At 66.0% G+C, this 19,311-nt stretch carries 20 protein-coding genes, 2 tRNA genes and 1 pseudogene; 8 read left to right on the top strand and 15 right to left on the bottom strand.

The genetic code is table 11. The features are described 5' to 3' along the window. Positions 1-120: 120 nt before the first annotated feature. Complete coding sequence (locus OL239_RS04560; protein WP_268910919.1) at positions 121-1,332, bottom strand: IS30 family transposase; 1,212 nt, start codon at positions 1,330-1,332, stop codon at positions 121-123. A 203-nt stretch (positions 1,333-1,535) separates the two neighbouring features. On the opposite strand from OL239_RS04560, the gene OL239_RS04555 reads away from it, so the two are divergent. From OL239_RS04555 to asd, 4 genes are all read left to right on the top strand, one after another. After that, positions 1,536-2,063 carry a ferritin gene (locus OL239_RS04555; protein WP_268910918.1) on the top strand — a complete coding sequence of 176 codons (528 nt, stop codon included), beginning with the start codon at positions 1,536-1,538 and terminating at the stop codon, positions 2,061-2,063. Positions 2,064-2,112: 49 nt separating this feature from the next. Then, complete coding sequence (locus OL239_RS04550; RefSeq protein ID WP_268910917.1) at positions 2,113-2,916, top strand: thymidylate synthase; 804 nt, start codon at positions 2,113-2,115, stop codon at positions 2,914-2,916. 143 nt (positions 2,917-3,059) lie between these two features. Then, positions 3,060-3,533 (top strand): dihydrofolate reductase, encoded by a 474-nt coding sequence (locus OL239_RS04545; protein ID WP_329609342.1) that lies wholly within the window; start codon positions 3,060-3,062, stop codon positions 3,531-3,533. Between the two features lie 92 nt (positions 3,534-3,625). Then, entirely contained in the window at positions 3,626-4,765 is a 1,140-nt protein-coding gene (gene asd / locus OL239_RS04540) for an aspartate-semialdehyde dehydrogenase (RefSeq protein WP_268910916.1), read from the top strand. Positions 4,766-4,793: 28 nt separating this feature from the next. Here the strand turns inward: asd and OL239_RS04535 are convergent, their stop codons facing one another. Further along, on the bottom strand, positions 4,794-4,988 hold the full coding sequence (locus tag OL239_RS04535; RefSeq protein ID WP_268910915.1) for a hypothetical protein: 195 nt from the start codon (positions 4,986-4,988) through the stop codon (positions 4,794-4,796). Positions 4,989-5,084: 96 nt separating this feature from the next. Here OL239_RS04535 and OL239_RS04530 point away from each other — a divergent pair, with 96 nt between their 5' ends. Next, a complete protein-coding gene (locus tag OL239_RS04530; protein ID WP_268910914.1) occupies positions 5,085-5,555 on the top strand; it encodes a hypothetical protein in 471 nt (156 codons plus the stop codon). An 82-nt stretch (positions 5,556-5,637) separates the two neighbouring features. On the opposite strand, the gene OL239_RS04525 is transcribed toward OL239_RS04530, so the two are convergent. The 9 genes from OL239_RS04525 to OL239_RS04485 all read right to left on the bottom strand — a co-directional run bounded on the left by OL239_RS04525 (position 5,638) and on the right by OL239_RS04485 (position 11,634). Then, positions 5,638-6,714: a UDP-N-acetylmuramate dehydrogenase gene (locus OL239_RS04525; protein ID WP_268911658.1), complete on the bottom strand. Its 1,077-nt coding sequence runs from the start codon at positions 6,712-6,714 to the stop codon at positions 5,638-5,640. A gap of 5 nt (positions 6,715-6,719) precedes the next feature. Further along, positions 6,720-7,151, bottom strand: coding sequence for a MaoC family dehydratase (locus OL239_RS04520; protein WP_268910913.1), 432 nt, complete (start codon positions 7,149-7,151; stop codon positions 6,720-6,722). 4 nt (positions 7,152-7,155) lie between these two features. Then, positions 7,156-7,605 (bottom strand): FAS1-like dehydratase domain-containing protein, encoded by a 450-nt coding sequence (locus OL239_RS04515; protein WP_268910912.1) that lies wholly within the window; start codon positions 7,603-7,605, stop codon positions 7,156-7,158. Continuing rightward, positions 7,602-7,832: a hypothetical protein gene (locus OL239_RS04510; protein WP_268910911.1), complete on the bottom strand. Its 231-nt coding sequence runs from the start codon at positions 7,830-7,832 to the stop codon at positions 7,602-7,604. The genes OL239_RS04515 and OL239_RS04510 overlap by 4 nt, the downstream gene beginning before the upstream one ends. A gap of 84 nt (positions 7,833-7,916) precedes the next feature. Beyond that, entirely contained in the window at positions 7,917-8,840 is a 924-nt protein-coding gene (locus tag OL239_RS04505) for a DUF2797 domain-containing protein (protein WP_268910910.1), read from the bottom strand. A 117-nt stretch (positions 8,841-8,957) separates the two neighbouring features. Continuing rightward, the gene (locus OL239_RS04500; RefSeq protein WP_268910909.1) at positions 8,958-9,524 is read right to left on the bottom strand and encodes a type 1 glutamine amidotransferase domain-containing protein; all 567 of its coding nucleotides are present in this window, start codon (positions 9,522-9,524) and stop codon (positions 8,958-8,960) included. 112 nt (positions 9,525-9,636) lie between these two features. Then, positions 9,637-11,178 (bottom strand): MinD/ParA family ATP-binding protein, encoded by a 1,542-nt coding sequence (locus OL239_RS04495; protein WP_268910908.1) that lies wholly within the window; start codon positions 11,176-11,178, stop codon positions 9,637-9,639. A gap of 231 nt (positions 11,179-11,409) precedes the next feature. After that, positions 11,410-11,483: transfer RNA gene (locus tag OL239_RS04490), tRNA-Met, on the bottom strand. A 79-nt stretch (positions 11,484-11,562) separates the two neighbouring features. After that, positions 11,563-11,634, bottom strand: a tRNA-Thr gene (locus tag OL239_RS04485). Between the two features lie 198 nt (positions 11,635-11,832). On the opposite strand from OL239_RS04485, the gene OL239_RS04480 reads away from it, so the two are divergent. Together OL239_RS04480 and OL239_RS04475 are read left to right on the top strand one after the other, a co-directional pair. After that, a complete protein-coding gene (locus tag OL239_RS04480) occupies positions 11,833-12,864 on the top strand; it encodes a serine/threonine-protein kinase (protein WP_268910907.1) in 1,032 nt (343 codons plus the stop codon). Beyond that, a complete protein-coding gene (locus OL239_RS04475) occupies positions 12,846-13,229 on the top strand; it encodes a GAF domain-containing protein (protein ID WP_268910906.1) in 384 nt (127 codons plus the stop codon). The genes OL239_RS04480 and OL239_RS04475 overlap by 19 nt, the downstream gene beginning before the upstream one ends. A gap of 135 nt (positions 13,230-13,364) precedes the next feature. Here the strand turns inward: OL239_RS04475 and OL239_RS04470 are convergent. Both OL239_RS04470 and OL239_RS04465 read right to left on the bottom strand, forming a co-directional pair. Then, positions 13,365-15,227 (bottom strand): annotated as a pseudogene (locus OL239_RS04470) (DEAD/DEAH box helicase); the annotation flags it as partial. A gap of 391 nt (positions 15,228-15,618) precedes the next feature. After that, a complete protein-coding gene (locus OL239_RS04465; protein WP_268910904.1) occupies positions 15,619-16,281 on the bottom strand; it encodes an MOSC domain-containing protein in 663 nt (220 codons plus the stop codon). A 620-nt stretch (positions 16,282-16,901) separates the two neighbouring features. Between OL239_RS04465 and OL239_RS04460 the strand changes: the two genes are divergently transcribed. After that, positions 16,902-17,756 (top strand): hypothetical protein, encoded by an 855-nt coding sequence (locus tag OL239_RS04460; RefSeq protein WP_268910903.1) that lies wholly within the window; start codon positions 16,902-16,904, stop codon positions 17,754-17,756. 160 nt (positions 17,757-17,916) lie between these two features. Here OL239_RS04460 and OL239_RS04455 read toward each other — a convergent pair whose 3' ends face one another. Together OL239_RS04455 and OL239_RS04450 are read right to left on the bottom strand one after the other, a co-directional pair. Beyond that, the gene (locus OL239_RS04455; protein ID WP_268910902.1) at positions 17,917-19,068 is read right to left on the bottom strand and encodes a glycosyltransferase 87 family protein; all 1,152 of its coding nucleotides are present in this window, start codon (positions 19,066-19,068) and stop codon (positions 17,917-17,919) included. Between the two features lie 14 nt (positions 19,069-19,082). Continuing rightward, the gene (locus OL239_RS04450) at positions 19,083-19,214 is read right to left on the bottom strand and encodes a hypothetical protein (protein WP_268910901.1); all 132 of its coding nucleotides are present in this window, start codon (positions 19,212-19,214) and stop codon (positions 19,083-19,085) included. Between the last annotated feature and the right edge of the window lie 97 nt (positions 19,215-19,311).

The raw sequence follows: 19,311 nt of genomic DNA, 5'->3' as shown, positions 1-19,311 counted from the left end.
CTGCCCGCCGAGTGCCGGCTATGCTCATCCATTGCCGCAATGATGCGGCAAAGCGTCCCTCAGAGTGGCATCATCCCGACACTCGGGCCGGCTAAGTCAACCGGTTAGTGCAACGCGGGTTTAGGCTGCTGCAGGTTGCAGCAGCTCAGCAAGTTTCTGAGCCGGTGTCGCCAGCCCGAGGGTCGGGCAGGGCCGCCGGTTCAAGGAGTCCTGGACCTTGCGCAGATCGGCTTTGGTATACACGCTCAAATCCGTACCCTTCTCGAACCAGTGCCGCAGTAATCGGTTCGTGTTCTCGTTCGTTCCGCGTTGCCAAGGCGAATGCGGATCACAGAAATAGACCGGCGCCCCGAGCTCTGCAGTGATCTGCCTGTGCTTGACCATTTCCGAGCCCCGGTCCCAGGTCACCGTGCGCAGCAGGTCCGCCGGCAGGTGCTTCATCGCCGCGATCATGGCCTCCGCGACCGCTTCGGAGGTATGCCGTTCGGGAAGGTGCAGCAGGATCGTGAATCTGGTCGAGCGTTCCACCAGCGTGCCGATCGCTGAGCGGGAGCCGGTTCCGACGATCAGGTCCCCTTCCCAATGCCCCGGCACTGCCCGGTCTTCGGCCTCGGCCGGGCGCTGGCTGATCGTGAACGCGTCAGAGAAGAGCTTGCCGCGCCCGGTGGTGTGATCGGTGGTCAACGGTTTGCGGCGGGCCCGCTTTAGGCTCAGGGTGCGGTAAAGGTCCTTGCGGAGCTGGCCCCGGGTTTGAACGTAAAGGCACTGGTAGATCGTTTCGTGGCTGACCTGCATGCTCTTATCATCGGGGAAGTCCTTGGCCAGGACCAACGAAATGAGTTTTGGGCTCCAGCCCTGATCCATCCATTGCGTGATCTGGGTGCAGAGTCCCGGGTTGTCTATGAGTTTGAACGGTTTGGGCCGGTCGGCGCGGATATGGGCGCGGGAGTGCGCCATCCCTGCGTGGTAGATCCCGTTGGCGTTGAGGTTGCGTCTGATTTCCCGGCAGATCACGGATTTGTCCCGGCCAATCATGCGCCCGATCTCGGCTTGGCTTTTACCGGCCCGCAGTCCGCACATGATCTCGATCCGTTCGTCCAGGTTTAGCCGGCGTCCCGGGCCGCCGGGTCTATTCGACGGGCCAGGTCTTGCCAGTCCGCCACCACCGGGTCTTTGAACTAGTTTCATTGCACCAGCATCACGCCACCAGTTCCTTGCTCCCATCGCTGACACGCCCATGAGCTCGCACGCTCTGGTCAGGGAGACGCCGGAACAGATCAGGTCGTAAAACCGGTCCTTGAAATCTTGGCTGAAGGGGTAACCGCTGGGCATCGCATCGCTCCTGTATTTTCAGAGCGTTGCACTGACCATATGACTCTGCCGCCGGCGAAACCGCACTATCCCGACACCCGGGCCGGAAACCTGTGGCCCCGCCCTTGGTTTCGCCGTCGGCCCTGCCCGGTCCCTCGCCGGTGACAGGACAGCTAAGCCTATCCGTGCTTTTTCCGGCCCCGCCAGGAGCCTAGGGTAGGCGCATGACCACTTTCACAGAACTCCTTGAAGCCCAAATCGGCCACGAATTCAACGCCTCGCAGCAGTATGCCGCGATGGCCGTCTTCTTCGACGGCGAAGACCTTCCGCAGCTGGCCCGGCACTTCTACGCGCAGTCCGTCGAAGAGCGCAACCACGCCATGATGCTCGTGCAGTACATGCTGGACCGTGATCTTCCCGTACGCATCCCAGGTGTGGCCGCCGTACGGAACGACTTCACCTCCGTCGTGGAGCCGATCGCGCTGGCCCTGGAGCAGGAGCAGCAGGTCACCCGGCAGATCGAGGCCCTCTTCGCGGCGGCCCGCACCGAGGGTGATGCGCTCGGCGAGCAGTTCATGCTCTGGTTCCTGAAGGAACAGGTCGAGGAAGTGGCCTCCATGTCCACGCTGCTCACCGTAGCCAAGCGCGCGGAGAACCTCTTCGACCTGGAGAATTTCATGGCCCGCGAACGCGTCGGCGACGGCGGGGAACACGACGCCGGCGCCCCCGAGGCAGCCGGCGGCGCTCTCTGATGCGGTCCGCTGAAAAATGCCTGCAGAGCTGGGCTACTAGACTGGAGCAGTGACTATTCCTACCCCGTATGAAGACCTGCTCCGCGACGTCATGGCCCACGGGACGCACAAATCCGACCGCACCGGCACCGGAACGCGCAGCGTGTTCGGCCGCCAAATGCGTTTTGACCTGCGCGACTCGTTTCCGCTGATCACCACCAAGCGGGTGCACTTCAAATCGGTGGCCCTGGAACTGCTCTGGTTCCTGCGCGGCGATTCCAACGTGCGCTGGCTGCAGGAGCGCGGCGTGCGCATATGGAACGAATGGGCGGACGACGACGGCGAGCTCGGCCCGGTCTACGGCGTCCAGTGGCGCTCCTGGCCGGCTCCGGACGGCGGTTCCATCGACCAGATCGCGAAGGTGGTCGAGAGCATCCGAACCAACCCGGATTCCCGCCGCCACATCGTCACGGCCTGGAACCCGGCCGAGGTGGACAATATGGCCCTGCCGCCGTGCCACGCCATGTTCCAGTTCTATGTGGCCGACGGCAAGTTGTCCTGCCAGCTCTACCAGCGTTCCGCGGACCTGTTCCTGGGAGCTCCGTTCAACATCGCCTCCTACGCGCTGCTGACCCTGATGGTGGCGCAGCAAACCGGCCTGGAACCGGGTGAGTTTGTCTGGACCGGCGGGGATGTGCACGTGTATGACAATCACGTGGACCAGGTCCGCGAGCAGCTGAGCCGCGACCCCTACCCCTACCCGCAGCTGCGCCTGGCCCGGAAGCCGGACTCGATTTTCGATTACGTCCTGGAGGACTTCGAGGTCCTCGAGTACCGCCACCATCCGGGCATCAAAGCTCCGATTGCAGTGTGAGAGGCGCAACCCTTGAGTTCACCCGTGGAACGCAACCGCTATTTTCCCGTCGCCGGGGAAGGCTCCCGCTCCCCGAAGGCCTGGATCTATCCTCCGCGCTGGCTTCGGCCCGCCCATTGGGGTCTGCCGACCCGCTGGTCGGGATGATCTGGGCTCAAACGCTTGACGGAGTGATCGGGCGTGACGGCGGGATGCCGTGGCACCTGCCTGAAGACCTGGCGCATTTCAAGGCCACCACCGCGGGCCATCCGGTGATCATGGGACGGAGGACCTGGGAGTCTTTCCCGCCCGCCTACCGTCCGCTGCCCGGCCGCACCAACATCGTGGTGAGCTCGAGCGAAACGCTTGCCGACGAGCTTTCGCCGTCCGGCGCCGTCGTTGTCCCTTCCCTGGAGCATGCGCTGGACACGGCCCGGCACAGCCCGGGCGGGGACCAGATCTGGTTCATTGGAGGTGCGCGGCTCTGGGAAACGGCCGTGCCGCTGGCCGACGCGGCCGTAGTGACCGTTATCAACTCCACCATCGAGGGCGATACCTACGCCCCGCAGCAGCTCCGACTGGACGTTCACCGCCGTCAGCCCCTCCCGGGACTGGCTCACTGCGGCCAACGGAACTGAATACCGGATCGCGCTGTGGGTCCGCACACAGACTGCACAGCACGGCGTCACCAATCAGGACGGGCAGCCGGAACTGCCCTAAACTGGAAAGCATGACTTTCGCAGCTACCTCTGTACCCACCGCGGGCTTCATCGGCTGGCGGGGCATGGTCGGTTCCGTCCTCATGCAGCGCATGCAGGACGAGGGCGACTTTGCCCGCATCAACCCCGTGTTCTTCTCCACCTCCAACGCGGGGGGCGCAGCGCCGTCGTTTGCCGACGGAGCCGGTGCACTCGAGAACGCCTACGACATCGAGACGCTGGCCAAGCTGCCGATCATTGTCACCGCACAGGGCGGCGGCTACACCTCCGAGGTCTATCCCAAACTGCGCGACGCCGGCTGGGACGGCCTGTGGATTGACGCGGCTTCGACGCTGCGGATGGAACAGGACTCGATCATCGTCCTGGACCCGGTAAACCGCGACGTCATCGACGCCGGACTGGCGCGCGGAGTGAAGGACTTTGTGGGCGGCAACTGCACCGTGTCCTGCATGCTCATGGGCCTGGGCGGGCTGTTCCGCAACGGACTGGTCGAATGGGGCACCTCCATGACCTACCAGGCGGCATCCGGCGGCGGCGCCCGCCACATGCGGGAGCTGCTGAACCAGTTCGGATCGCTGAACGCAGCCGTTGCCGGCAACCTTGCCGATCCTTCCTCCGCCATCCTGGACATCGACCGCGCCGTCCTGGCCCAGCAAAAGAACCCGGCCATGGATTCCTCCCAGTTCGGCGTGCCGCTGGCCGGTTCCGTGATCCCCTGGATCGATGCGGACCTGGGCAACGGCCAGTCCAAGGAAGAGTGGAAGGCCGGTGCCGAGACCAACAAGATCCTCGGCCGCGACGCAGCCGGACGGATACCGTTTGACGGCCTGTGCGTCCGCATTGGTGCCATGCGCTCCCATTCGCAGGCCCTGACCCTCAAGCTGACCGAGGACCTTTCCGTTGCCGAGATTGAGCGCATCGTCGACGCTGACAACGAATGGGCCAAGGTGGTTCCGAACACCAAGGAAGCGTCGATGGCTGAACTGACCCCGGTGGCCGTCAGCGGAACCCTGGACATCCCGGTGGGCCGGATCCGCAAGCTCGAAATGGGACCGGAGTACATCAGCGCCTTCACCATCGGCGATCAGCTGCTGTGGGGCGCCGCCGAGCCGCTGCGCCGCATGCTGAAGATCGCCACCGGCAACCTCTAGGGAAGCGCGGCCTTCGGCTTGTCCCGGGTCATCGTTTGTGCTCCGGCCGGCGCTCTTTCCGGTTCCACCGCTGCCGGAAACCCAGCACCAGGACAATAAGGCCGGCTCCCGCAGCCAGCGCTGCCAGCGGCCACGGGGCTCCGCCGTCGAACATCCGGAAGGCTCCCAGTGCCAGGAGCATTCCCCCCAGGGTCCCGGCCAGGGACCACAGCCGCCGTTCCATGGAATTCCTCTCCGCCGGTTCCGCCGGCTCTAGCCGGACGCCCGGTCCGAGGATACCCTCCGGCGGAGTGTCAGTGGCAGGTGGGAGGGTGTTCCCATGGAGCAGACACCGGCAGGCCAGCAACCCCTGGAATCCATCGATTCCATCCTTGACAGCTTTTTCGCGTCCAGCTGCATCGGCAAACAGATACCGACATGCGTGCGGTACCTGCGGGTGGCCGCGCAGCTTCGGGCGTACCTGGAAACGGAAGGCCACCGGATCCTTTGCCCGGACGACGCCGCGCTGCTGGACCTGGAGCGCTCCCTGGATCCGGATTTGGCCTTTGCACGGCTGTTCGGCGCCGAAGTGCTGGCCTACACTCTCCGCGGCTTCCTGGAACCGGAGTGGCTGCTGCCGGACCTGCAGGACCGAAGGACCCAGGTAAGCCTGACGCCGCGCCTGATTCAGTGGCTGTGCAACAACCACCTGCTGGACCCGCGCCGGGACCGCGCTGCCATCCACGGCACCCGGGCGGCGGCAGCCTGGGCACGGCGCGGACCGGCCCGTGGCCGCCGCGACGGAGCCTGAGACTGCGCCCCCCTCCGGCCAGCAGGTCAGAGCCGGAGGTGCCAGGGACGCGGCAGTCAGCCTTTAGGGGCCGGCCGGGGCGTCAGAGGCTGCAGTTGATCAGCAGCGGCTCGGGGTGCAGCCGAATGCCGAACGTGTCCTCCACGCCGTCGGCCACGGCCCGCGCCACGGCCAGCAGGTCGGCTGCAGTGGCGTTGCCGCGGTTCGTTACGGCCAGTGTGTGCTTGGTGGACAGCGAGGCGCGTCCGCCCGCCAGTTCGGCCCCCTGGCCGGTGGACGGCAGGCCGAAGCCCTTGGGGAAGCCGGAGCGGTCGATGAGCCAGGCAGCGCTGAGCTTGACCATCCCCGGCTCTGCCACGGGATAGCGCGGAGCTTCCGGCGGCAGATGCGCGGCCGCTGTTTCGGAAACCACGGGGTTGGTGAAGAAGGACCCGGTGCTGTAGGTATCGGGGTCCGCCGGATCGAGCACCATGCCCTTGCCGGCGCGCAGGCGCAGCACCTCCCGGCGCACGTCGCCGGCGGCGGCCCGCTCCCCCGCCTCCACGCCCAGCGCCCGCGCGAGCTCGGCGTAGCGGACCGGGGCACTGTCCATGCCGCGGGTCAGGCCAAAGTCCACGGTGAGGACAACGTAGCGGGGCGAGCCGTTGACGGTGGTCCGCTTGAGCACCGAGTCGCGGTAACCGAATTCAAGGTCCCCGTTGGAAAAGGTCACTATGGTCCGGTCCTGCCGGTCCCAGGCACGCACTGCGGTGATGCTGTGCGAGACATCCGCTCCGTAGGCACCCACGTTCTGCACCGGTGTAGCGCCGGCCAGACCCGGAATACCGGAAAGGGCCTCCAACCCGGAGCAGCCGCCGCGCAGGGTCTGCGCGACGACGTCGTCCCAGGGGTGTCCGGCCTGCGCGCGGACCGTCACCGTTCCGCCGGCATTGTCGCTCATCTCCAGGCCGAGCGTGGCGACATGGACCACAGCGCCGTCGAAACCCGCGTCCGCAATCAGCAGGTTGGAGCCGCCGCCCACGATGAGCAGCGGTTCCTTCGCCTCGTCTGCGGCGCGCACCGCACTGATCAGTTCATCTTCGGTTTCCGCGTTCAGGTAGCGGCGCGCCGGGCCGCCAACACGCGAGGTGGTCAGTGCTGACAGGGATACGGAAGTCAGTGCGCTCACCAGATCCGTACAACCGCCTGTGCCTTGACCAGGACCTTCTGGCCGTTGAAGGTTACCGTGAGGTCCACGCGGGCGGTGGAATTGTCGGTGTCGAGGGCGCCGATAACGCCGGTAACCTCGACGACGGCGCCGGGCGCATCATCCAGGTCCGCCACCGGGACCGGGCGGGTAAAACGCGTCTGGTAGTCGATCACAGCGCCGGGATCGCCGATCCAATCCGTCACCAGCTGCACGGCGGCACCCATGGTGAACATCCCGTGGGCTATGACGCCGGGCAGGTCCACGCTTCGGGCAAAGCGCTCGTTCCAGTGGATGGGGTTGAAGTCTCCGGACGCTCCGGCATAGCGGACGAGGTCGGCGCGGGATATTTCCAGCGTTGCCGAACCGATTTCCTGTCCGGCGGCGAGTTCGCTCAATGCAATCGACACAGCGTTACTGCCCTTCTCCCCGAACGAGGATGGATGACACGGCGGTGGCGACCTTTTCGCCCTCCGTGGTGGAGATCTCGGAGCGGGTGGTGAGCAGGGCGCCGTCGCCCATGGCCCGGACCGTGTCCACCGAAAGTTCCGCGATGAGTTCGTCGCCGGCCACTATGGGCCGGTGGTGCGTGAAGCGCTGGTCAGCGTGGACCACCCGGGTGAAGTCGATTCCGGCCTCCGGATCGCCGATGAGCTGCGCGTCGGCGCGCTGGGCAACGATGACGGCGAACGTGGGCGGAGCCAGCAGGTCCGAATAGCCGAGGCGTTCGGCTTCGGCAACGTCATAGTGCGCCGCGTGGGTGGCCTTGACGGCGCGGGAGAACTCGCGGATTTTCTCGCGGCCCACCTGGTATGGCTCGCTGGCGGGGTAGCTGCGGCCCTGCAGGTCGGGGTTGATGCTCATTTGGTTCCCTTCATCCGGCGCCGGGCGTCCCGGGCTCGAACCACCATACCGGTGAGGTGCAGGCACATGCCCACAGCAATCACCGGGGCGGCAATGTACATCAGCAGCGGAGATTCGCTGACGGCGCCGATGACGACCATCAGCACCCCGGCCCCCGAGATCACCAGCGCGGAGACAACCAGTTTGCGGTAGAGGGCGGAACCGGTCTCCCAGGGAGTGTTTAGCATGGTCCCAGAATACAGGCGGTGCGCCGCCGGCCGCGAAACGGCGGCCGGACGGAAGCGTGCGGCGGAAGCGTGTCCGGTCTTCGGCTAGAAGAGCGCCGTCTGCAGGGCGGGCAGCCGGGTCTGGTAGGAGCCGGTGTGCAGGCGCCTGCCCTTGAGCCGGGCCAGGTTGGCTATGAACGGAATCTCGGCTCCAGCCACCCGCACCAGCGCCGCACCGCCCAGCACCGCCTCGATAGCCATGCCGTGCTCGCCGCTTCCGGGGTCCAGCGGATACGGTACTGCTCCAGCGGCCCCCAGCACGGTTTGCGCCTGGCCAGGCCGCCGCCAGGTCTCCTCCACCACGCTGAAGCCTTCCTCGCCCGACCTCTCCAGCAGCAGCCGTGCGTTCGCGGCGTGGCCTGCATTGATGCGGTCCACCGCTTTCGTATCCAGCGGGTGGACCAGGGCGGCGGCCTTCGCTTCGGAACGCACGGTTTGGACCAGCCCCGCGTCGGCGCTCACCAGGTCTTCCAGGACCCTGACGGCTATGCCGTTCGCGGCCCGGGCAATGTACTGCGCCGCCACGGCGCCCTGTTCCGTCAGGCGCAGGCGCTTGTGACCGTCCGCGGCCGTGCCCACTTTGGTGGTTCCGTCGGCAAAGGTGGCCACGTAGAGCCAGTGCGGCTGGGCCAGATACAGCTTCAAACCGGGCGACGCTATCCCGGACCGGTGGCTGTTATGCACCATCCGCCAGTCGTCGCGGGCGAAACACGGTCCGCACTGATAGCCGCGCTCCGCTGCCGAGTGGCCCGGGCACGGCTCATGGGTCCGGGTACGGCGGTCCAGCACTTTCACCGGCCCCAGGCAGAACTTCAATGCCCCGCTGTCCCCGGGGAGCACCCGGTAGGACAGGAGGGTGCCGGGATCCAGCCTCAGGTGCTGCTGATCTCCGCCGGGCCCGCTCAGTGACAGCCGCGGTCCGGCGTCGTCCCACGAGACTCCGGCGCACAGATACCGGCCCTCAGTCATGTGCGGATCTCCTAGCGGTAATGGATGGGCGGGCCGGCCAGGGCGGGCAGAAAAATGGGGCGGGGAATTTCTCCCCCACCCCATTATCCGGCGGCGTCAGCCGGATACGGCGCTGATTCAGGCGTGTTGGCCCTCGTGCTCGCCTTCGGCGATTTCTTCCACCAGCTTGGCGTTGAAAGCCGGGAGATCGCCGGGGTTGCGGCTGGTGACCAGACCCTGGTCCACCACCACTTCCTCGTCACTCCAGTTGGCGCCTGCGTTCACCAGGTCCGTAGCCAGTGACGGATAGGACGTCATGTCCCGCCCCTTCACCACTCCCGCCTCGATCAGCAGCCACGGCGCGTGGCAGATGGAGGCCACCGGCTTGTGGGCCTCGAAGAAGGCGCGGGCAAAGTTCTGGGCATCTTTGTCGACCCGCAGGAAATCAGCGTTGACCACTCCCCCGGGCAGCACGAGGGCGTCAAAGTCCCCGGCATTGGCATCGGCAACGGCTACGTCCACGGTGAAGGTTTCACCCTTGTCGACACCGTCAAAACCCTGAACAGTGCCCGTGGACAGCGAGACCAGCGAGGGCTCGCCGCCGGCATCCTTTACCGTCTCCCAGGGGCTGGTGAGCTCCACCTGTTCCACGCCGTCGGTCAGGAGAAAAGCGACCTTCTTGCCGGAAATGTCATGTTCAGCCATGGTGCCTCCGATATTCGCTCGATGCTTGGGCGGCTGGATAGAAACCGTCCCGGAACCTGTCGGTTCCTCTGCTCCCTACCCTAGGAAATCTCCAAGACAATAAGCAAGCTGATCAAAGGACCGGAGCGGGCTCCGAAAGCCCTTCCGCCACCGCTGCCGCGGCTGCCAGCCAGGCCCGCTGCGTGGCCGGACGCAGCGACCCAAACCGAATCTGCCCCTTGCGCAGGGCGGCGTCGTAGGGAATGGTGACAGTGGCGCGGGCCAGCGGTTCAAACCCCTGCGCCACCGACCGGACCTGGGCGTCGGTGCCGTTCCGGTCGGACTGGCTGACGATCACGACGGCGTTGGCAGCAAGCTGGGCAAAGGCCCCGCCGCGCTCCTGCAGCGCCTCAAGCAGCAGCGCACCGGCCTCGGCATGCTCTTCGACCGTGGTGGTGGCAATAACCAGCTGATCCGTGTGATGGATCATCCGCAGCCAGCGTTCGGCACTTTCATCGTTACCGGAATCCACGAGGTTCAGCCGGAAATACTTCGAGGCCACTTCGTGCAGCGCATCAAAGTCCGCCATGGTGATCTTCTGCTCGGAGGCCAGCACATCCGGTTTGGACCGCAGGACATCGAATTTATCCTCGGTCTGGTGGTGCACGAAACGGGCCAGCAGCGCTGACTGGGCCGACGGCGACAGCAGGTTTCCGGTATTGGGCAATAGGTCCATGACCGTGGCGTCATGCGGGCCCTGTTCGGTGCGCCAGCCGAGCGTTCCCCGGGTTTCATTGTTGTCCCAGGCCAGGACGGGACCGCCGCCGTTGCGGGCGAAGACGGCTGCCAGCATCACCGTAGTGGGCGTCTTATTGGCGCCGCCCTTGCCGTTGACCACCGAGATGGTCCGGGGGCCGGGCCAGTGCTGGCTGACGGCACGGATGTCGCGGCGTTCCGCCAGCTCGGACTCGGACGGGGACATCCGAAGGCCCAGTCCCGCCAGCACGCCGCGGAAGCCGCGGGTGGCGGGAATGCGGGCGGTCTGGGTGTCCGGGAACGAGGCGCGGCGGCGGGCAGGGGCCCGCTCGCGCAAGTCGGCGCGGGAGGAGGCAGCCCCGGCAGCAGTTCCGTTGGCCGGAGCCTGGCCGGACGGGTGCTGAACCGGCTCCGCTGGGTAACCGCGGGATGGCCCCGGAGCAGTGGCAGACTCGGGCGTGGGCCCGGGTTCGGGTGCGGGGCCGGGGGCGACGGCGGGTGCGCGGTCGGGGGCGACGGCGGGTGCGCGGTCGGGCGCCGGCAGCGGTGCGGACCGTGAACCGGAATAATCAGCTGAGGTTTCAGCCGGCAGGCCATCCTCCGCTGCCGGGGCATCGGCAAACTCGGATGGGGCTGGCTCGAACACCGGAACGGGCGGCAGCGGAGGAACGGAACCGGAGGTCCGGTACTCCTGGCCAAGACCGGCGTCCGCCCGATACGGGGCGAACCCGCCGTCCGGAGAAAGATCTCCCGCGAAACTGCCTCCGTCGTCCGGTGCACTGAAAATCCGGTCGGCAAACGTAGACGGTTCCGTCACCGTCCCGCCGTGTTCCGCGCTGCGGTGCGCAGTGGTGGCGCGCAGCCCCCGCCGGGTAGGCCAATTTTCAGGGTAATCGGGATCAGGCGTGTTCTCAGTCATGGGGTCTGCGTCTTTCGTTCCGGAAGGGGCGATTGATCTGGACGTTTGTTCATGGATGGTACTTCGCCGGCTGCTTCGGGCACCCGCGTAGCGATCGTCACTGCTCGCCGGCCCCCGCCGGTTTCACGCATTTCACACACTGGTCCCGCCGGACGGCGCGCGGCGTGCGTGCCGCCACCGTCCTGATACAGAAAAACCCCCGGAATCTTAGCGATTCCGGGGGTCCGGCTGTAGCGGTGGGGAGGCTCGATCTCCCGACCTCACGATTATGAGTCGTGCGCTCTAACCAACTGAGCTACACCGCCAAAAAATGAGTGAAGCCCGCGTCCCTAAATTGGCCTCTGCATAACAAACAGCCTTAGCAACACGGGCCCTCCCATTGAGAGCCCCGACCGGGAATCGATCCCGGGACCTCCATCTTACCAAGATGGCGCTCTACCACTGAGCTATCGGGGCAACGAGTAAATACTCTACCAGCACTTTTGGAGAACATGAAATCGCCCAAAAACCGCGCCACTAAAGTGATCCAGGCCACGTGGAACGTGGTGTTGACCGGCCGCCCCGCAGCCATCTCCGGTGGGCCCGGCGCGGGTCGTGGCGGTAAGCGAAGGCCCCGATTGTCAGTATGCTTAGGATACGAGAAAGCAGGCATAGGTGACAGATTCACCGCAACACACCGACGGCGGCCCCCTGCTGGGTGGGCGATACCGCCTGGCGGACATCATCGGGGCCGGATCCATGGGGACCGTCTACCGCGCCCGCGACGAATTTCTGGGCCGGGACGTCGCGGTCAAAGTCGTAGGCACAAGTGCTTCAACCGCCGAGGAACAGCGCCATGCGGATGCCGAGGCCAAAATCCTTGCCCGGCTGAACCATCACAGCCTGGTCACCCTGCTGGATGCGGGAACGCAGCTGCCGGAAGGGTCAGCTTCAGCCGCCGGCGGCAGCGGGCAGCAGCTGTACCTGGTCATGGAACTGGTGGAGGGCGCCGACCTGCGCCGCCGGCTGAAGGACGGCCCGCTGCATCCGCGGCAGGTGGCCCATCTGGGTTACGACCTTGCGGTGGGCCTGGATTACATGCACGACGCCGGCGTCGTGCACCGGGACGTCAAACCGGCGAACATCATGCTCTTCGACTACCGCGGCGACGATGCCCGGCTGCGTGCCAAGCTTACAGACTTTGGGGTGGCGCTGATCGCCCGGGATCCGCAGCCCCACAGCGGAACCTTCACCGGGACCGCTGCCTACATGAGCCCGGAACAGGCGCGCGGCGACTCCGTGGGGCCGGAATGCGACATTTATTCGCTGGGTCTGGTGCTGCTGCAGTGCCTTACCGGCGTACCTGCGTACCCAGGGCCCGCCCTGGAGAGTGCCGTGGCGCGCCTCCTGCGGCCCCCCGCGATCCCCGACGACGTGGAAGAGGGGTTCCGGGTCCTCCTTCAGGCCATGACGGCGCTCGAGCCCCGGGACCGGCCGTCCGCCCACGAGGTGTCCCTGGCCCTGTACGAACTGGCAGTGGCTCCCCGCGCCCGCCACCGCATGGCCCTGCCCCTGATTCCGGCCGACGAGGCCGAGCGGCTGGCCGCCGTACGCCGCTACGATCTGCTGGACACACCCCGGACGGCGCCTTTGACCGCATCACGGCCCTGGCGGCGCGGCTGTTCTCCGTGCCCGTGGCGATTGTGAGCGTGGTGGACACGGACCGGATCTGGTTCAAGTCCCATCATGGAACCGACGTGCAGCAGATCGGCAGGGACCCCGGCCTCTGTGCTTCCGCCATCCTGCAGGACGACGCCTGGGTGGTCTCCGATGCACGGGCAGACCCGCGGACGCTGGCCAACCCCCTGGTCGCCGGTGAGTTCGGTCTGCAGTTTTACGCCGGTGTGCCGTTGCAGACCCGCGACGGCTTCAACCTGGGCACACTGTGCATCCTGGACCGGGAGCCCCGCGACTTTACCGACAGTGACCTCCGAACCCTGGAGGATTTGGCCGCCATCGTCATGAATGATCTGGAGCTGAGGCTGGAGGGCCAGCGCGCCCTCGCTTCCTGACCCGCTGCCAGGGAGCCGGACGCCGGACACTTGCACAAGAAAGGCACCTCCGAAAAAAATCGGAGGTGCCTTTCCTGTCAGGTTCCTAGGTCAGAGCGGCCGCGCCATGCGGCGCCGCCTTCCGAAACCCGGTGCTTAGTCGCGGAAACGCGGTGCCCGGGTACCGGCCGGCTTGAAGCCGCCGCGGTCGCCGTCGCGCTTCTTGAAGCCGCCGCGGTCGCTGCCGCGGTCGCTCGCGCTGCGGTCACCGAAGGAACGCTCGCTGTCGCGCCTCTTGAAATCCTTCTTGAAACCGCCGCGGTCACCGCGGTCATTGAAGCCGCCGCTTTCGCGTTCGCGGTTCGGCCTGCGGCCGTTGTCCAGCTCGAGATGGATCAGCTCGCCGCCGATCCGGGTGCGGGACAGGGCGCGCAGCTGGTCCTGGCTGAGGTCAGCCGGGAGCTCGACGAGCGTGTGGTCGGCGCGGATGTCGATGCCGCCGATCTGTGCCGAGGAGAGTCCGCCTTCGTTGGCAATGGCGCCGACAATGGAGCCGGGCATGACGCGCTGGCGGCGGCCGACGGCGATGCGGTACGTCGCATTGCCTTCGGTCAGCGGGCGTGTCGGGCCGCGGGAGCCGTTGCCGTCGCTGCGGCCTTCGGAGCGCTCGCGCTGGCGGGCCGGAGCCTGCGGAATTTCTTCCATCAGCAGCGGGCGGCCGCCCTGGGCCATGACGGCCAGGGCTGCGGCAACTTCCTCGGCGGTGACGTCGTGCTCGGCGAGGTAGTTCGTGACCAGGTCGCGGAAGACCGAGACGTCCTCGGACGCCAGGGTTTCGGTGATCTGCTCGGAGAACTTCGCGAGGCGCTTGTTGTTCACGATGTCGATGCTCGGAAGCTGCATGTGCTCAACCGGCTGGCGGGTGGCCTTTTCGATGGCCCGCAGCAGGTACTTCTCACGCGGGGTCATGAAGAGGATGGCGTCGCCGGTGCGTCCTGCGCGGCCCGTACGGCCGATGCGGTGGACGTAGGACTCGGTGTCGTGCGGGATGTCGTAGTTGATGACGTGGCTGATGCGCTCAACGTCGAGGCCGCGGGCGGCGACGTCGGTGGCAACCAGGATGTCGATCTTGCCGCTGCGCAGGGCCTCGACGGTGCGCTCGCGCTGCTGCTGCGGGATGTCACCGTTGATTGCGGCGGCCTGGTAGCCGCGGGCCTTGAGCTTGTCAGCCAGGTCCTCGGTTGCCATCTTGGTGCGGACGAAGGCGATAACGCCGTCGTAGTCTTCGCTTTCCAGGATGCGGGTCATCGCGTCCAGCTTGTGCGGGCCCATGACCTGCACGTAGCGCTGGCGGGTGTTCGCACCGGTGGTCGTCTTGGACTTGACCGTAATTTCGGCCGGGTTATTCAGGTACTTCTTGGCGATCTTGCGGATTGCGCCGGGCATGGTGGCGGAAAACAAAGCCACCTGCTTGTCGGCGGGCGTGGTCGCCAGAATCTGCTCAACGTCTTCGGCGAAGCCCATGCGGAGCATTTCGTCGGCTTCGTCCAGCACCAGGTACTGGAGGTTGGACAGGTCCAGGGAACCCTTGGAGATGTGGTCGATGACGCGGCCCGGGGTACCGACGACAACCTGGGCGCCGCGGCGCAGGCCGGCGAGCTGGGGGCCGTAGGCGGATCCGCCGTAGACGGGCAGGACGGTGAAGTTGTCCATGTGCTTGGCGTAGGAAGCGAAGGCTTCAGCGGACTGGAGGGCCAGTTCGCGGGTCGGGGCCAGCACGAGGATCTGGGTGTCCTTGGTGGCGGGCAGGCCGGCCATCAGGGACAGGGCGGGGACCGCGAAGGCGGCGGTCTTACCGGTTCCGGTCTGCGCCAGGCCGACGACGTCGCGGCCTTCAAGCAGGAGGGGGATGGTGGCTGCCTGGATGGGGGACGGCTTTTCGTAGCCTACGTCCACCAGGGCCTGCAGAACGCGCGGGTCCAGACCCAAGTCACTGAAGAGAACCTGGTTCTCTTCAGCTGCTGCGGAGCGGCGGTTTCGGTGTTTTCTACAGAGTCAAGCAAAAGAAATAATCCTCATTCATTGGGACCGCGCGGCCAGGGACGGCCGCAGGACGTAAGTCCGGCGCTGTTGCAATCCCATGGCAGGACTTTCCGTCACAGCTGTAGACCGATTTCACTGGATTGTGACGTGGGCCGGTGTGACGATTTCTTTGCCGGCGCTCCCAAAAGATGAATCTGCCCGCATTCGAAAATGCGGGCCCCAACACAACGTACCTGGCGATTGGAAACCGCAGGAAAATAAGGGAATACCGGAGTGGGGGATGTTTCAAGTGTACGGCATGCCGGGACCTGCCCGCCCATAGCCGGCGGTGAGCTTGGGCACAGCGGGCAAAATGAGTGTTTTCGCTTCAGCCGCCGACGGCAGGTTCGCGGGACTGCAGCGTCCGCAGGACCTTCAGCATTTCCGGGGATAGTTTGATGTGCCCCGCCGCCCCGGCCTGCGCCAGCAGGTGCACCTGATCCGCGGACAGCCCGCGGAAAACGTCACCGGACGTCACACCATGTTCCGGGCGGTGAATGACGGACACGGTGTCGCCGGCGGAAATCACTCCGTTGCGGAGCACCCGCAGATAGGTCCCGACCCGGCCGGCTTCGGTAAACCGCTTAACCCAGCGCGGCTGGTCCATCCGAACGGCGAAGTTCCGGCAGGGCGTCCGCGGGCAGGTCACTTCCAGCACGGTGTTCCCGCCGATCCGCCAGCGTTCCCCGATCACCGCTTCCGAGACCGGCATGCCCGCGATGCGCAGATTTTCACCAAAGAGACCGGGCGGGATTTCCGTTCCCAGTTCCGCGGCCCAGTAGTCGGCGTCCTCCTGCGAATATGCATAGACGGCCTTGGACTCCCCGCCGTGGTGTTTGCGGCTGGCCTGGAGGTCTCCGCTCAGGCCAAGCCCGTGCACCTTGACGGGACCCTCGACCGGGCGCTTGTCTATCGCGGTAACCCCGGTGGAGTCAGAGGTGGGCAGCAGCTGGTGGACGCGGCATACCGCGAGCAGGGTTCCGGAGCTCATGCCGATCATCCTACGAGGCCGCTTTCCCTTTGGCACGGCTTCCGGTTTCCGCTGGGCGCGGCGCCGGGTCCTCTCTTGTGCCGCGGCGCCCGGGCTCTTATGCCGCGCCGCCGGGACGCCGGCGCCGTCATCCCTTCACCACCGCCGAGTGTCGGAATAATGCCCACCCAACCGCCGAGTGTCGGAATAATGCCTTTCCCAACGAGTGGACGCGGCATGTGCCCTACTCTCGATCCGCCAAAGCGACACGACGTCGACACTCGGTTCGGTGCCTGCGGCTCTTTCCGGTTGCCCCACCAGGTAGGTCTCACCTGCTCCTGCTCCTGCACAGCTCAAGGATTCGCTCCGCCCGGAGTGTCGCGTCCACAGACTTAGCGCATACCGTCTGACGGGCAGCGTCGGTGTTGAACCATGACCGCATGCGCAACGCCCCTGACCTTCCTCCCTCTTTGGGCCGGCGCTCGTTCGCGCTCCCGGAGTCAGACGCGTATGGCGTGCCCCGCAGCAGAACCCGGGCCCGGGACCTCAAAACGGTCAGCCGGGCAGTCCGCGTTCCCGCGGGCGTGGAGCAATCCCTCGTTCAACGGATTCGCCCGCATCTTGTTCTGCTCCCGGACGCAGTGGTCAGCGATGAAACGGCAGCACGGCTGCACGGAATACCGTTGCCTCCGCACATGGAGACCGATGATGTCCTGCACCTCACCAGGCCCGCCGGAAGTGCAGCAATAGACCGAAAGGGAGTCTGTGGCCACCGCCGCCGGCTGCTGCCGTCGGAAATTGTGCAGGTCGGCAGCATACGTCTCACCAGCGTCGTCCGTGCGTGGATGGACATGGCCGGCCGCATGGATCTCGACGATCTGGTCGCCGCTGCGGACTGGATGGTGAGCGAATATCAACGTGACTTCGGTGAGCGGCGGGTGCCCAAAGTTCCTCTTGCTGAACTCCACTCCTATGTGGCGGCTCTTCGCGGCAACCGCTTCCTGCGTCGAGCCGAAGAGGCCCTGGAACTCACGAGGGTTGGGGTGGACTCGCCGCCTGAAACACGTCTCCGGCTAATGATGCTCCGTGGGCAGCTCCCGGAGTTTGCAGTCAACTGCCGCATTGATTCGCCTCGAATCCACCGGGCGGTCTGGGCCGACCTGGGTGCCCGGAAATACCGTGTCTGCGTCGAATATGACGGGCTGCACCATCTCACCCCCGAGCAGCAGGCACTGGACAATGAACGCGATGCACTCACTGCTTTAGCAGGATGGCGCCAAATCAAGATAAACCGGCTGCAGCTGCGCCAGCCCGGGAGTCCGTGCTTGCGCCTATCCGCAGGGCACTGGTGGATAACGGCTGGCGAAGGTAGGGGACCTTCGAACCGGGCGACTTGGGCCGCGGATGGGCTTAGCCCTCGCAACTCTCGCAGCTCGCCGATATCGGGATTCTTCGCCTCGAGTGCAGGGCTTCTGCTGGTTAGGCACATCCAGTGACGGACTGATGACCGAATGCCACGGCGGAAGCAGCACCACCCCGACACTCGACGGACGGGACGGAGGACTCGGGGCCAGCCCGTGAGCGTTATCCCGCCGGGGCCAGCCCGTGAGCGTTACCCCGCCGGCCACCCCTCAGAAAGGCGGAGCGAAGAGGCCGCTACGGCTGGATGTTCTTCACCGGCGCTGCCGGAAGCTGCGCCGAAACGGGCTGCTTCCACCAGTGCCGGGGCCGCGCCTTCCACAGCGCCACCAGCCACCAAACCATGAGGCCCAGGCCCCAGAACACGCCGACGCTGGAGGCCATCAGCCATGCACTTGGCACCTGGGAGTCGAGGTTGGCAGCACCCATGAGCCACCCGATGGACTTGGGGGAAAGCAGGAAAACCACGAAAGCCGAGGCCAGCAGGGCCACGCCCCAGCGGCGCACCCCGCTGCCCTTCCGGGTGAAGTCCGCGATGTTCCGTGCCAGCACGGGGATGAAGAGGGCAACCCAGACCCAGTGGTGGGACCAGGACACCGGTGAGATGAGCAGCATCAGCAGCGCTGTGGCGGACAGCGCGGTGAACCGGTCTCCGCGGTTGCCGGCGAGCCGGATGATGATGGTGGCAGCAGCCACTGCCAACAGCGAAAGCAGCAGCCAGGGCGGGTCCACCGGGAACTCCGGACCGGTGAAATGCAGGATGGCGCCCTTGATGCCCAGGTTGTCGACATAGCCGGCGCCGCCGATTCGGGAGGTGTCCGGCAGCAGTTCCGCCCAGTAGGTGCGCGACTCCCGCGGGAGGATCAGGAAGCCCAGCCCAAAGGTGGCCAGGAAGCCGAAGGTCATGTTGCGCAGACCGCGCCAGTCGCCGCGGGCCAGGAAGTACAGGCCAAAGACCAGCGGCGTCAGTTTCAGACCGGCGGCGACGCCGGTCAGCAGGCCGGTTGGCCAGGTGTCGCGCTTGATCAGGAAATCCGCCATGATCAGCCCGAACAGCAGGATGTTGATCTGCCCGAAAGCGGTTGTTTCCCGCCACGGTCCCAGGAGGATGACGAATCCGATGGCCGCCAGGGCTAACGGGCGCAACCAGGGGTGTTTCAGCACCGCGCGGACGCCCGGCTGCCGGAAGGCGTAAGCGACGCCCACAACAGCGGTGGCCGCGGCAATGAGCAGTGAAATGCCGGTAAAGATGTTCAGACCCAGGCTCTGGCCGAAGGGGGCCAGGACGGCAAACACCAGCGCCGAAAACGGCGGATAGGTGAAGAGCAGGCTGCTGCCCTCGCGGTACTGCAGTTCCTTCGTGTACAGCTCCCCCGCGGCGTCGAGCACGCTCTGACCGCCGCTCAGGTAGACACTGAAATCGAGGCCGTGCCGGGGGAAATCACAAAGGCTGCAACGATCATGGCGGCCGCTGCCAGGAGTCCCGCCAGAGTCAGTCCCAGCCGGGCCATCCCGGATCGGGTTTTCAGGCCCATGATTCTCCCTGCACTACACACTGCCCAACATCAACAGACGCAAGTCTACCGGCGGGCCGTCCTTCCACGGACCGTCAGGGGCGCAGGATAGGCTGGG

Source organism: Arthrobacter sp. ATA002, assembly GCF_026898095.1.
GTDB lineage: Bacteria > Actinomycetota > Actinomycetes > Actinomycetales > Micrococcaceae > Arthrobacter_B.
Note: the sequence above shows the minus strand (reverse complement) of the source record. Positions and strands in the feature narration are given on the sequence as shown.